This window comes from Nocardia africana NBRC 100379, assembly GCF_001612635.1.
GTDB classification, from domain to species: Bacteria; Actinomycetota; Actinomycetes; order Mycobacteriales; family Mycobacteriaceae; genus Nocardia; species Nocardia africana.
On record NZ_BDAV01000009.1, the window covers coordinates 184,333 to 197,653 of the forward strand.

Sequence of the window (13,321 nt, forward strand, 5' to 3'; positions counted from 1 at the left end):
CCGGAGGAGTGAGCGATGCGTGCGGCGATGTTGGAGCAGTTCGGGCAGCCGCTGGCGGTGAGGGCCGTGCCCGATCCGGTGGCCGGGCCGGGCGAGGTCCTGGTGGATGTGCTCGCCACCTGTGTATTGCCTTATGCGGCAGACGTTTTCGGCGGTGGGCGCAAATATCCGCTGGAGCCGCCGGTGATCCCGGGAATGGGTGGGGTGGGGCGGGTGATCTCAGCCGGTCCGGATGCGACTCGATTGCGGCCCGGTGACCTGGTGTGGTGTGACCCGACAGTGCGATCCCGCGACGACGCGCGCACCCCCGACATCACGTTGCAGGGCTGGAGTTCGCGCGGCGAGGGCGGGCTGCGGTTGTCGCGGTACTTCCATCACGGTTCGTTCGCGGAGCGCATGGTCGTGCCGACCGAGAACGCCGTGCCGCTCGGCGACGTCGATGCCGAGGACGCGGCCCGGTGGGCGTCGCTCGCGGTGCCACTGGTGCCGTACGGGGGTCTGCTCGCGGCGGATCTGCGGGCCGGGGAAACGCTGCTGGTGAGCGGGGCGACCGGCAATTTCGGGGGTGCGGCGGTGGCCGTGGGGCTGGCCATGGGTGCGAGCCGGGTGGTGGCTCCCGGCCGCAACCGCGCGGCTCTGACCCGGCTGCGGGATCTGTTCGGCGACCGGGTCCGCCCCGTCGAGCTGACCGGTGACGCGGAGGCGGATCGGCGGGCGATGCACGCGGCGGGCGGGGGACCGGTGGATGTGGTGCTCGATATCCTGCCGCCCGCGGCGGATCCACGGCTGGTGCGGACCGCGGCGATGACGGTGCGGGAGTTCGGGCGCGTCGTGCTCATGGGCGGGGTGGGGATGCTGGGCGGTCCCGATCTGGCGCTGCCGTATCCGTGGCTGATGCGCAACAGTGTCACGGTGCGGGGACAGTGGATGTGCCCGCGCACCGCCGTGGCGGGGTTGATCGAGCTGGTGCGGTGCGGGCTGCTGGATCTGTCGGCGGAAACGGTCACCACCTTCGGGCTGGCGGAGATCGCGGCGGCGGTCGAGCACGCCGCGGCCCATCCGGCGGCGTTCGATCGTACGGTGGTGCTGCCGCAGCGACGGTCACCACTGACGGAGTAGGTAATACGCGGGTATTATGGTGGCTGCGTGGAGTACGCATGGTGGATCGGAATCCACTCGTTCCTGGCTCGTGCCGAAGTGGCGCCCTGGGAGGTGATGGAGGTGCTGTATTCGTCGCGGCGCTGGCCGCGCCCGGCCCGCACCCCGGAAGGGCTACCCGTCACCACCGTGTGGGGCCGCACCGACGCGGGTCGTCCACTGGTGGTGATGCTGCGGATGCGGCCGTCGCCGGAGTCGGCCGGCACCTGGGAGATCGTGATGGCCGCGCAGATGCGCCCGCAGCAGCTCGAGGAATACACCGCATGGGAGGCGAACCGATGACCGACAAGCACATCTTCGAACCGAAGCCCGGCGCCGACCCGCAGGCGGTCGTGGACGGTCTGGTGTTCGACGACTCCGCCGCGGCGCCCGCGCTGCCGCCGACCGGCGAGGAGATCGAACGCGGCATGGTCACCACCTCCCTGAAGCTGCCGAAGGATCTGCGCGACCGGATCCGGGAGGCGGCCGCCGAACACTGCATCACCCCCTCGATGCTGATTCGCCAATACATCGAGATGGGGTTGCTCGCCGAACAACCCGGCCGCATGATCCCGCTGTCGGATGCGATCCGGGTGCTGAGCAGTCTGCGTCCCTCGGCCTGAGCCGCGCCGGTCAGTGTTCGAGGGCCTCGAGTTCGGTGGCGGCCCACAGGTCGTAGCCGTGCCCGCCGGGCTCCGGCGGCCCGGGCACGATGCGGTGGGTGCGGGTGCCGTCGGGGCCGCGTTCGGCGCGCAGGAACAGATCGCCGGGGTGCGCGCCGGCGTGGCGGGTGCGGGCGTAGTCGTAGAGGTGGGTGACGAACACGACCGTCACACCGGCCTCGGTGAGCGCGCGCAGCAGCGGCCCCGCGATACGGCCGGCGTCGCGTTCGCCGGTGGAGGCGAACGCCTCGTTGCACAGCAGCAGCCCGTGCGGCCCGATCCGGTCGATCACCGCGTTCATCCGGACCAGTTCGTCGGCGAGCTTGCCGTAGGACAGGGTGTGGTCCTCGTCGCCGACGAAGTGGGTGAACACCCCGTCGCGGACGTCGGCGCCGAATTCCTCGGCGAGAACGAACATTCCGGCCTGCATCATCAGCTGCGCGGCGCCGAGGCTGCGCAGGAACGTGGATTTGCCGCCGTTGTTGGCGCCGGTGACGATCAGCAGCGATCGCCCGTCGGCGAGCAGGTCGCTGCCCGCGACGCTCGACGGTGCCGGGCCCAGGGCCAGGGTGATGTCGCGCAGCCCGCGGCAGCGCAGCCGGGCGGTGCCGGGTGGATGCGGGTGCGGCAGGCAGTAGGGAATCGCGGTGCGGTCGAGGTGTTCTCGCAGGATCAGGCAGCCGAGGTAGAAGGCGGTTTCCTCGCGTAACCGCAGGAAGAAGGCGTGTACGTGGTCGGCGGCTGCGGCGACCACGCCGGCGAGTTCGGCCAGCGCGTGATCCTTGATCTGCGTCACCGGATCGGAATTGACGTCACCGTCGGCGATCGCGTCGAAAACGCTTGTGCCGCGTGGCAATCCGAAACGGGTGCGGCGCGGCGGCGGTGGCGGGTGGACCACGACATCGGTGATCTTGTTGCCGGGCCCCAGGCCTGCCTCGATCTCGGCCCCGTGGTCGAAGCGCAGGGCATTCAGCTCGTCGCGCACCGCGTGCAGGAAGGTGTCGTCGAACTGTGTGGTCGTCGCGATCAGGTCGCTCCAGCCGGTGGCGGTGAGGTGGTGGCCGTCGCGTTCGAGCAGGGTGCGCAGCCGGCGTAGCTGCTCGAGCTGTTCGGTGAACGGGGCAAGGGTGAGGACCAATGTGCCGTTGGCGCGCCGCGCGGTGGATGTCCAGCGACGTACCGAGGTGGCGGCGGTGGCGATGTCGTGGACGGCGCGCACGAGGTGTGGGTGCGCGCAGCAGTCGGTGAGCACGGCGTGGCGGTGGGCGATCGCGGCCGGATCGGCCGGGGCCGCGGCGATCACGGCCCGGACCGCGTCGGCGGCCGCCGGGTCGCTGTCGGCGATCGTGTCGAACAGCGCGGACATGCCCAGATCCGCGACGGTGGTGTCGCCGAGCGTGATCGGCGCGGGTGCGGTGTCGCTGGGGTAGAGCAGCCGGACTCTCATCGCGCCAGCCTCGCGACCACCGCGTCGTAGCCGAGTCCGTAGCGGTCGGCGAGCTCGGTGGCGTAGGCGTTGCCGTCGGCGGGGCGGCGCACGATGCGGTAGGTGCGGCGTGCGGGGTCACTCGGGTCGGTCGATGCCACCATCGACACCACCTCGGGTCCGGCTTCGGTGAGGTCGTCGAAGAAGCTCACCCATACGCCCCACGCGCCGAGCCGCACGATGCGGGCCAGGACCTCACCGGCGATGCGCACGCCGTCGTGGGTGGTGGTCGTGGAGAAGCTCTCGTTGAGCACGATCAGGGTGTCCGCGCTCGCGGTCCGCAGGATCTCGCGCATCGACCGCAGGTCCGCCAGCAGCCGTCCGTCCGGGTCGCCCGCGTGTTCGGCGCGTTCGAAGTGGGTGTGGATGCGATCCGGCAGCGGCAGCCGCGCCGCCTGCGCGGGGACCGGGCCGCCGAGGGCGGCGAAATACACAAGCTGTCCGATGGTGCGCGCGAAGGTCGTTTTGCCGCCCTGGTTGGGGCCGGTCAGCACCGCTACCCGTTCCGGCGGTTCGAGGCGGAAATAGTTGCACACCACCGGGTTCGGTGAGCGGGTGGCGAGGGCGAGGTCGTAGGCGCGGTCGGCGTGGATCGGTTCGCCCGGTGCGGCGATCTCGGGAAGGCACACCCCGCGGCCCGCGCCGGCGGCGCGGTGGGCGAACCGGCGGTAGCGAAGGTAGAACTGCATGCCCCGATCGAAGTCGGCCACGTCGGGGGCGATGAAATCTCGATGGCGGGTGGCGAATTCGGCCAGTCGCGCGAACGGTGCGGGGAACAGGCCGGCGACCCGGTCGAGGATCTGTTCCTCGGTCTGGTTCATGTCCGGCCACTCCGGGTGCGGGCGCGGGGCGGGGCGGTGGGGTGCGCCGAAGCGGGCGAGCAGGTCTGTCACGGCGGCGGTGTAGTCGGGGGCGGGGCGGGCGGCGCTCACCTCGAGGGTGCGGTCGACGATCCGCAGCCGGTAGCGCACCTGTGCCAGCGCGGCCTGCACGCCGGCGATGTCGTCGGCCAGGGCGCGCAGAGCTGGACTCGCGCAATAGGTGTCGAGGTAGGTGCGCCATCGCAGCAGTGCCCGCGACCGCAGTGGCAGTCGCGCGGTCGTCGTATGCAGTGCGGTCACCGCGGCCAGGTACTCGGCGGCGGCGTCGAGGTGCAGGCGATGGCGTTGATGCGGGTGGTGCAGCTCGCCCGCGATGCGCAGCCGCCGCCGCACCCGCCACATGGCGATGACGAATTCCTCTGCGGCGGTGCGTGTTTCGTGGTCGTCGAGGTCGGCGAACACGTGCTGGCGGAATCGGACGGTGCCGGGGTCGCGGATGGGGCGGCGCAGCAGGGCGGTGAGGTCGTGGTCGTCGATCTCGCCGACGATCGCGGCGATCAGCGGTTCGATTTCCAGGTCGGTCAGCGCCTCGTCGCCGATCTCGACGGTGGCGACGCGCTCGGCCGGCACCGGCCACAACACGCTGACGGTCTGCATTCCCCACCCACTTCCCGCGCCGGCCGGGTCGGTGAACGACCCGGTAGGGGGCTTTTCGGCCAGGCTAGCGACATTACTTACCGGCCGTCAAGTAATCCCGTCACGGGTCCGGTGAACGATCGGTCCGAGTTATACAGCCAGCTGTACAGTTAGCTTAGTAAATGATAGGGTGGGGTCATGTCAGGAAAGCCTGTGCCCACGGCCGCCGCGGTGGCGAGCGATCTGCGTGTCGCCGTCAGCCGGCTGCTGCGGCAGCTGCGCGCACAGACCGAGGGCAGCGACCTCACCAAATCCCAGAGCTCGGTCCTCATCCGCCTCGAACAGGGCGGCCCCGCCACGGCCACCCAACTGGCCCATGCGGCGGGAATGCGCCCGCAATCGATGGCGAAAATCGTTCGCGCATTGGAGGAAGCGGGTCTCATCGCGGGCACACCCGATCCGGCCGACGGACGCAAAACCGTCCTGGACCTGACCGACGCCGCCCGCGACGAGTTCCGCACCGGCCGCCGCGCGAAAGAGGACTGGCTCACCCGCGTCATCGAGGCCGAATTCACCGACGCCGAAATCCGGCAACTCGCCGATGCGGTCGAACTGCTCGACCGCATCGGCCGCGCCGGCTGACCCGAGCGCCCACAACCGAAACCCCGCGACCCGGCCACCCGGGCCCGCGCGTCCCGGCGTGCGCCGAACCCGGTGCGCCCGAAACCCGCCCGCCAGCAAAGGAATTCGCCATGCCCGTCACCACTGTCGACCCGGCCACCGCCCTCATCGTGATCGATCTGCAGCAGGGTATCGTCGGCCGGCCGCTGGCCCATCCGGTCGAACCCGTGATCGCGCGCGCGGCCACCCTCGTGCAGGCCTTCCGCGACCGGAACCTGCCGGTCGTGCTCGTCAACGTCGCCGGCACCCCGCCGGGGCGCACCGACGCCGGCGCCACCGCGATGACCGATCTGCCGCCGGATTGGGCGACCCTCATCCCCGAGATGACACCGCAACCCGGCGACATCGCGGTCACCAAGCACGCCCGCAGCGCCTTCGCCGGCACCGGGCTCGCCGACCGGTTGCGCGCCGAGGGAGTCACGCAGGTGGTGGTCGTGGGCATCGCCACCGGCGCCGGGGTCGAATCGACCGCCCGCGACGCACACGAACAGGGGTTCCACGTCACGCTGCCCGTCGACGCGATGACCGATCCCGACGCCGCACGCCACGACCACAGCATCACCCACATCTTCGGCCGCATCGCCGAAACCGGCACCACCGACGACGTGCTACGGACATTGGCGGCCCGCTCGTGACAGCCGCCCCCGCCGAGACCGAGACCACCCGCGCCGACCCGTTCACCGTCCGCTTCGTCGGGCCGCTGCTGCTGGGCTCGACGCTCAACCCGATCAACACCTCCACCATCGCCACCGCCCTCGTCGGCATCGGCGCCGACTTCCACCGGGGTCCGGGCACCACGGCTGTGCTCATCTCGGTGCTGTATCTGTGCAGCGCCGTCGCCCAGCCCACCATGGGCAAACTCGCCACCCAGTTCGGGCCGCGGCGCGTGTTCACCGGCGGGCTGATCGTCCTCGTCGCCGCCGGCGTGATCGGCGCCGCCGCACCGGCTTTCGGATTCCTGGTGGTGTCGCGCGCGCTCATCGGGATCGGCACCTCGGCGGCGTTTCCCACCGCGATGGCGCTGGTGCGCAGGCGCGCCGACGACGCCGGGACGGGCGTGCCGGCGCGGGTGCTCGGCAATTTCTCGATCGCCGCGCAGGTCACCTCCGTGGTGGGGCTGCCGCTGGGAGGTCTGCTGGCGGGTGTGTTCGGTTGGCGCGCAATCTTTTTCGTCAACATTCCGCTCGCGCTGGTCGCGCTGGTGGCGACGCTGACCGGTGTGCCGGAGGACGAACCGCGCCGCCGCCATCACGGGTCGCTGCCGGCCGCGATCGACATCGTCGGCATCGGCCTGTTCGCCGGGGCCGTGATCGGCATGCTGAGGTTTCTGTCGGATCTGCGGGCGCCGCTGTGGTGGTTGCTGCCGGTGACGCTGGTACTGGTGGCCGCGCTGGTGGCGTGGGAGTTACGCGCCCGCAGTCCGCTCATCGATGTGCGGATGCTGACCCGCAACGGCGGCCTGTTGCGCACCTATCTGCGGCAGGGGGTGGTGTCGCTGGGCACCTACACCGCCCTCTACGGGACCAGTCAGTGGATGGAACAGGCCGCCCACTACAGCGCCTCGCAGGTGGGGTTGATCCTGCTGCCGCTGTCGGCGATCAGCATCGTCATCGCGCGGCTGGTGTCCGACCGTGGCTGGGTGCGTGTGCCGCTGGCCGCGAGCGGTGCGGCGTTGATCGCGACCGGGCTGGTCATGGTCGTGATCACGCACAGCTCGCCGGTGATCGTGCTGATCGCGATGTCGCTGCTGTTCGGCGTGGCCAGCGGCGCCAGCGGGTTCGCCAACCAGGCCGCGCTGTATGTGCAGGCGCCGGCCCGGCAGGTCGCGGTGGCGTCGGGGTTGTATCGCACCTTCGCCTACATGGGGGCGATCTTCTCCTCCAGCCTGATCGCGCTGACCTTCGGTTCGGCCACCACCGATGCCGGATTGCACGCCATCGCCTGGGTGATCGTCGGCCTCGGCGTGCTCGTCGCGCTGATGACGTTGCTGGACGCCACGATTCCGGCCCGCACCGGCCGGGCACCCGCGCGGTGATTCAGGTGTAGGTCGCGGTCAGGTCGGTGACGCGCTGCTGGGGCCACGGGCATCGGATCTCGCCCTGGGTGGCGGCGAAGAACAGTTCGAGATGCACCTGCCAGGCGGCCAGCAGTCCGGCGCGGTGCGAGGCGAGCCGGTGGGGCAGGGTGTGGGTGAGGTCGACCCGGGTGCCCAGCCGCGGATCGGCGACGATCTCCCACCGCGCCCGTCCGGCCGGCTGCCCGTTGATCGACACCTCGTAATCCAGCAGCCGCGGCGCCTCGACCGCGGTGACCGGTCCGGGCTCGATCGCCGGGTTGGTCGCCCGGACCGGTGGCATCCCACCGACGCGCGGCGACTGGTCCTCGACCAGGATCGCCCAGATGGTGTCGGCGGGCCGCCACACCAGATCACGCGAAAACCGCAGCACCACATCGGATTCGGGGCCCGCGACCGGTTCGGCGCTGCCGCGGGCCAGACCGAACTTCTCGACGTAGGCTTCGGCGCGGGCCAGCCATCCGGCCGCCGGGTCCTCGCTCGGTTCGGTCTCGTCGAGGGCGGCGGTCAGGCTCGTCAGGCAGCCGTCCCATCCGGCGGCGGTGCGGGCGGCGCCGAGGCGGCCGGTCGGGCCGTCGCCGAGCGCGTGGGTGAACACCAGCCGGCAGCCGTCGCCGTCGGCGATCAGTTCGAATCGCAGCACATCCCGGTTCCAGCGGAACATGAACACCTTCGGCGGATCGACCTCGAGGACCTCACCGTCCCAGGTGTCCTCGACCGGCGCTTCGTCGTCGAAGACGAACCGCATCGGCGCGCCGGGGCGCAGCTCGGTCTGCACGGCCGCGGGAAACCACGCCGTCATCTGCTCCGGATCGCTGATCGCCCGCCACACCCGTTCGCGGGGGTGGGGGAAGCGGCGCTCGAACCGCAACGTCGGTGTGCCGTCGATCGTGGTCAGTTCGGCGGAGGGGTCACTCATCGTCATCACTCCTCGCGGCTCTCGCCATCGGTGGGCAGGGTGTCGTCGTCGGCGGCGGCCAGGGCGTCGAGGTGGCGGCCCAGCGCGTCGAGGCTGGTCTCCCACAGCTGCCGGTAAGGGGCCAGCCACAGGTCGATCTCGGTGAGCGGCTGGGGTCGCAGCCGATACCAGCGGCGTTGGGCGTCCTGGCGGACCTCGACCAGCCCGGCGCCGCGCAGGATCTTCAGATGTTTCGACACCGTCGGCTGCGCCAGGCGCAGTTCCATGACCAGTTCGCCGACCAGGTGTTCGCGCCGGCGCAGCAGGTCCAGGATTTCGCGGCGCCGCGGTTCGGCCAACGCCTCGAACGTAGATGCCATATCGGCAATATAGCCGGAGGGGAATATAAGTGGAAGGGGTGCGGAGCTCACATGCGCAGCGGCAGTCCGGCGCGGATGCGCTCCATGCGGTCCTCGTGCACGACGTGCGCGCGGTCGAGCAGGGTGGTCAGATCGTCGGCGCGGAAGCGGTGCACATATTTGTCCGGCAGCCCGGCCATGGCCTGTTCCGATGCCAGCATCCGCCCGTAGGTGCGTTCACGGACGGCCTGGTCGGCCTCGTAGCCCAGATCGAGGTAGCGGGTGGCGCAGCGGCGCGCTCCGGCGACCGCGGTCTGCGCGCGCCCGGCCGGACTCCACAGCGAAACCACCACCGTGACAACGAGAATCGCGACGATCACGACCAGCGACCACCCGGTGGGGATCTCGGCCACCGGCACCGGGTCGCCGTCGTTGACGAACGGCAGGCTGTTGTGGTGCAAGGCGTGCAGGATCAGTTTCACCCCGATGAACCCCAGCACGGACGCCAGCCCGAAACCGAGGTAGATCAGCCGGTCCAGCAGCCCCTCGAGCAGGAAGAACAACTGCCGCAAACCCAGCAGCGAGAACGCCGTGGCGGTGAACACCAGGAACACGTTCTCGGTCAGGCCGAAGATCGCGGGAATCGAGTCGAGGGCGAACAGCACATCGGTGCCGCCGATCGCGATCATCGCCGACACCATCGGCGTCAACCGGCGCCGCCCGTCGACGATCGTGGTCATCGCGTCACCGTCGTAGGAGTCGGTGGTGTGCAACAGTTTTCGGGTCGCCCGGACCACGAACCCGTCACCGGAATGGGTGTCCTCGCTCTCGGGGCGCAGCATGTTGCCCGCGGCCACCAGCAGCACCCCGCCGAAGACGTAGAACACCCACGCGAAACGGTCGATCAGCGTCGCCCCGAGGAAGATGAAACCGGTGCGCGCCACCAGCGAGATCACGATCCCCACCAGCAGCACCTTCTGCTGGGCGGCCGCGGGCACCCGGAAGGCGGTGAAGAGCACCAGGAAGACGAACAGATTGTCCACCGACAGCGCCTTCTCGGTGACGTAGCCGGCGAAGTACTCGACGCCCATCTCGGATCCGCCGAGACCCCACACCACGAACCCGAACGCCACCGCCACACCGATGTAGGCCGCCGACCACACCGCCGACTCCGGCAGTGTCGGCGAATGCGCGTCGCGCACGTGGAAGAGGAAGTCGAAGACCAGCAGGACGACGATCAGCGCCAGCGCGCCGGCCCATGCCAGCAGCGGAACGGTCACGGCGGCCTCCTGTGCCCGAGGGTCTCGGGTGACTGTAGCGTCCGCGACCGGAGGCCCGCGCGGACCGGCATGCTGTCCGGACACGCGGATGCCCCGCGCACCGGCGGTGGGCGGGGCATCCGGGCGACAGCGGATCAGGCCAGGTCGAACCGATCCAGGTTCATCACCTTGTTCCAGGCGGCGATGAAATCGTCGACGAACTTGGCCTTGGCGTCATCGGTGGCATACACCTCGGCCTGCGCCCGCAGCTGCGAGTTCGACCCGAACACCAGATCGACGCGGCTGCCGGTCCAGCGCTGCTCTCCGGTGGCGCGGTCCGAGCCGATGTAGGTGCCGTCGTCGGCGGGCGACGGCTTCCACTCGGTGCTCATGTCGAGCAGATTCACGAAGAAGTCGTTGCTCAGCACTCCGGGGTTGTCGGTGAGCACACCCAGCGGCGACTGCTTGTAGTTGGCGCCCAGCACCCGCAGCCCGCCCACCAGCACCGTCATCTCCGGCGCGGTCAGCCGCAGCAGGTTGGCCTTGTCGACCAGCAGATACTCCGCCGACAGCCGCGCGCCCTTGCCGAGGTAGTTGCGGAAACCGTCGGCCTTGGGCTCGAGCGCGGAGAACGACTCCACATCGGTCTGTTCCTGAGTGGCGTCGGTGCGGCCCGGGGTGAACGGGACACTGACCCCGAAACCGGCGTCGCGGGCGGCCTTCTCGATCGCCGCGACACCGCCGAGCACCACCACATCGGCGAACGAGACGCGCACGCCGCCCGACTGTTCGGTGTTGAACGCCTCCTGGATCGCTTCCAGGGTGCGGATCACCTGAGCCAGTTCGTCGGGATCGTTGACCTCCCAGCCCTTCTGCGGTTGCAGCCGCAGCCGGCCGCCGTTGGCGCCGCCGCGTTTGTCGCTGCCGCGGAACGAGGACGCCGCCGCCCACGCCGTCGACACCAGCTGCGCCACCGTCAGGCCCGAATCCAGGATCCGTGCCTTGAGGGTGGTGATCTCGGCGTCGCCGATCAGGTCGTGATCGACGGCCGGGATCGGGTCCTGCCACAGCAGCGTCTCCTCCGGTACCAGCGGACCCAGATACCGGGATTTGGGTCCCATATCACGGTGGATCAGCTTGTACCAGGCCTTGGCGAACTCCTCGGCCAGTTCCTCGGGATGGTCGAGCCAGCGCCGGGTGATCGGCCCGTAGATGGGGTCCATCCGCAGCGACAGGTCGGTGGTCAGCATCGCCGGGGCCTGGGTTTTCGACGGATCGTGGGCGTCGGGCACCGTGCCCGCGCCGGCGCCGTCCTTGGGCACCCACTGCCACGCCCCGGCGGGGCTCTTGGTCTGCTCCCATTCGTAGCCGTAGAGGGTTTCGAGGAAGCTGTTGTCCCACCGGGTCGGGGTCGGGGTCCAGGTCACCTCGATACCGCTGGTGATGGCGTCCTTGCCGACACCGGTGCCGAACGAGCTCTTCCAGCCCAGGCCCATCTGTTCGAGCGGCGCGGCTTCGGGTTCGGGGCCGACGTTGTCGGCGGGGCCGGCGCCGTGGGTCTTGCCGAAGGTGTGCCCGCCGACGATCAGCGCCGCGGTCTCCACATCGTTCATCGCCATCCGGTGGAAGGTCTCGCGGATGTCGATCGCGGCCGCGAGCGGATCCGGATTGCCGTTGGGCCCTTCGGGATTGACGTAGATCAGGCCCATCTGCACGGCCGCGAGCGGGTTCTCGAGGTCGCGCTGCCCGGAGTAGCGGGCGTCGCCGAGCCATTCCATCTCCGGACCCCAGTACACCTCCTCGGGCTCCCACTCGTCGACGCGGCCGCCGCCGAAGCCGAAGGTCTGGAAACCCATGTGCTCGAGGGCGACGTTGCCGGTGTAGACGATGAGGTCGGCCCACGACAGTTTGCGGCCGTACTTCTGTTTCACCGGCCACAGCAGCCGGCGCGCCTTGTCCAGGCTGGCGTTGTCGGGCCAGCTGTTGAGCGGGGCGAAGCGCTGCATGCCGGATCCGGCGCCGCCGCGGCCGTCCTCGATGCGGTAGGTGCCGGCCGCATGCCAGGCCATGCGGATGAACAGGGGACCGTAGTGGCCGAAATCGGCAGGCCACCAGTCCTGCGAGGTCGTCATCACCTCGATGATGTCGGCCTTGACCGCCGCCAGATCCAGGGTGGCGAATTCGGCGGCGTAGTCGTAGTCGGGGCCGAAGGGATTGATTTCGGCCGGATTGTGCTGCAGCACTTTGAGATTGAGCTGTTCCGGCCACCAGTCGCGGTTACCGCCGCCTTCGACGGGTCGCTTCATGCGGCCGACGACGGGGCATCCGCTCTCGGGCGGTTCGGTATTGGCCTCGGCGATAGGTGGATGTTCCTCAGGCACGGTCTTTCCTTTCCGAGTAAGTGAAACGGGCTGTGATCACGGGTTCGATCGAGATGTCGGCACGGAACAGGAGGGGCACAGGCCCCAGTAGATGACCTCGGCCTCGTCGAGGACGAAGCCGTTGTCGTCGGCGGCGGTCAGGCACGGCGCGTCGCCGACCGAGCAGTCGACGTCGGCGATGACGCCGCAGGAGCGGCACACCAGATGGTGGTGGTTGTCGCCGACGCGGGTCTCGTAGCGCGCGACCGACCCCATCGGCTGGATCCGGCGCAGCAGACCCGCCTCGGTCAGCGCTCGCAGCACGTCGTAGACGGCCTGATGGGAGACCGTGCCGAGGGTGCCGCGGACCAGGCCGAGGATGGTGTCGGTGTCGGAGTGCGGGTGTTCGGCCACAGCGGTCAGCACCGCGATCCGCGGGGCCGTCACCCGCAGCGCGGCCCGGCGCAGCATGCGCTCGAAATCCGCCGTAGTGGACACGGTCCGAAGTATGACTCATTCAAGTAATCGGCAGGTGTGGATTCGAGAACCCAATTTCGGACACCGCGCAGCCGGCGGCCGCCGAGCCGGTCGCCCCCCGCGTTCGGCTGTCGGCGCGGGCGCTCGAGGCGGGGCGCGCATCGCCCCGGGCGGCACGGCCGGCCATCGGTCACATCCGTTCGATCCCGCAATTTCTGTGATTATTGTGATTTCTGTGGTTTCTGATGCCGGTGACCACACCGCAATTCAGCCCGCCTCGGGGCTCGGTTTCATAACGACGGTCACGAAAACCGCGGGCCGCGACCGGGAGCGCCCTGTTCTTCCCGCGTTCGAGCGGGTGAAAGCCCGGCTATCTGGTACCGGGGCAACATCGTAGTTATCAAAAAATTACTTTTTATCCGGGCGCGCCCGCCCACCGAATCTACCTACGACACACTGCCGTGAGGCTTC

At 69.7% G+C, this 13,321-nt stretch carries 13 protein-coding genes; 6 read left to right on the forward strand and 7 right to left on the reverse strand.

Annotation, left to right across the window (positions count from 1 at the left end; translation table 11 throughout):
* Window positions 1–15: 15 nt before the first annotated feature.
* Genes NA3_RS15405 through NA3_RS15415 form a run of 3 tightly spaced genes read left to right on the forward strand, consistent with a single transcriptional unit; the run spans window position 16 to window position 1,760 of the window.
* On the forward strand, window positions 16–1,119 hold the full coding sequence (locus tag NA3_RS15405; protein WP_062964313.1) for a quinone oxidoreductase family protein: 1,104 nt from the start codon (window positions 16–18) through the stop codon (window positions 1,117–1,119).
* Window positions 1,120–1,146: 27 nt separating this feature from the next.
* Entirely contained in the window at window positions 1,147–1,440 is a 294-nt protein-coding gene (locus NA3_RS15410) for a hypothetical protein (protein WP_051043657.1), read from the forward strand.
* Window positions 1,422–1,760 carry a ribbon-helix-helix domain-containing protein gene (locus NA3_RS15415; protein WP_030516975.1) on the forward strand — a complete coding sequence of 113 codons (339 nt, stop codon included), beginning with the start codon at window positions 1,422–1,424 and terminating at the stop codon, window positions 1,758–1,760. Before NA3_RS15410 ends, NA3_RS15415 begins: the two co-directional genes overlap by 19 nt.
* A 10-nt stretch (window positions 1,761–1,770) precedes the next feature.
* Here NA3_RS15415 and NA3_RS15420 read toward each other — a convergent pair whose 3' ends face one another.
* Together NA3_RS15420 and NA3_RS15425 are read right to left on the reverse strand one after the other, a co-directional pair.
* The gene (locus NA3_RS15420) at window positions 1,771–3,246 is read right to left on the reverse strand and encodes a MutS-related protein (RefSeq protein WP_062964314.1); all 1,476 of its coding nucleotides are present in this window, start codon (window positions 3,244–3,246) and stop codon (window positions 1,771–1,773) included.
* Window positions 3,243–4,763 (reverse strand): MutS-related protein, encoded by a 1,521-nt coding sequence (locus NA3_RS15425; RefSeq protein ID WP_062964315.1) that lies wholly within the window; start codon window positions 4,761–4,763, stop codon window positions 3,243–3,245. The genes NA3_RS15420 and NA3_RS15425 overlap by 4 nt, the downstream gene beginning before the upstream one ends.
* A 177-nt stretch (window positions 4,764–4,940) precedes the next feature.
* Here NA3_RS15425 and NA3_RS15430 point away from each other — a divergent pair, with 177 nt between their 5' ends.
* The 3 genes from NA3_RS15430 (at window position 4,941) to NA3_RS15440 (ending at window position 7,458) form a co-directional block, all read left to right on the forward strand.
* On the forward strand, window positions 4,941–5,384 hold the full coding sequence (locus NA3_RS15430; RefSeq protein WP_062964316.1) for a MarR family winged helix-turn-helix transcriptional regulator: 444 nt from the start codon (window positions 4,941–4,943) through the stop codon (window positions 5,382–5,384).
* 110 nt (window positions 5,385–5,494) lie between these two features.
* Window positions 5,495–6,058, forward strand: a complete 564-nt coding sequence (locus tag NA3_RS15435) for an isochorismatase family protein (protein ID WP_062964317.1) — start codon at window positions 5,495–5,497, stop codon at window positions 6,056–6,058.
* A complete protein-coding gene (locus NA3_RS15440; protein ID WP_062964318.1) occupies window positions 6,055–7,458 on the forward strand; it encodes an MFS transporter in 1,404 nt (467 codons plus the stop codon). The genes NA3_RS15435 and NA3_RS15440 overlap by 4 nt, the downstream gene beginning before the upstream one ends.
* 1 nt (window position 7,459) lies before the next feature.
* Here NA3_RS15440 and NA3_RS15445 read toward each other — a convergent pair whose 3' ends face one another.
* From NA3_RS15445 to NA3_RS15465, 5 genes are all read right to left on the reverse strand, one after another.
* Window positions 7,460–8,416: an SRPBCC family protein gene (locus tag NA3_RS15445; protein ID WP_062964603.1), complete on the reverse strand. Its 957-nt coding sequence runs from the start codon at window positions 8,414–8,416 to the stop codon at window positions 7,460–7,462.
* A gap of 5 nt (window positions 8,417–8,421) precedes the next feature.
* Window positions 8,422–8,775: an ArsR/SmtB family transcription factor gene (locus tag NA3_RS15450; RefSeq protein WP_062964319.1), complete on the reverse strand. Its 354-nt coding sequence runs from the start codon at window positions 8,773–8,775 to the stop codon at window positions 8,422–8,424.
* Between the two features lie 47 nt (window positions 8,776–8,822).
* Window positions 8,823–10,034 carry a TerC/Alx family metal homeostasis membrane protein gene (locus NA3_RS15455; RefSeq protein WP_062964320.1) on the reverse strand — a complete coding sequence of 404 codons (1,212 nt, stop codon included), beginning with the start codon at window positions 10,032–10,034 and terminating at the stop codon, window positions 8,823–8,825.
* 134 nt (window positions 10,035–10,168) lie between these two features.
* Complete coding sequence (katG, locus tag NA3_RS15460; RefSeq protein WP_062964321.1) at window positions 10,169–12,394, reverse strand: catalase/peroxidase HPI; 2,226 nt, start codon at window positions 12,392–12,394, stop codon at window positions 10,169–10,171.
* 36 nt (window positions 12,395–12,430) lie between these two features.
* On the reverse strand, window positions 12,431–12,844 hold the full coding sequence (locus NA3_RS15465) for a Fur family transcriptional regulator (protein WP_265337732.1): 414 nt from the start codon (window positions 12,842–12,844) through the stop codon (window positions 12,431–12,433).
* Window positions 12,845–13,321: the final 477 nt, after the last annotated feature.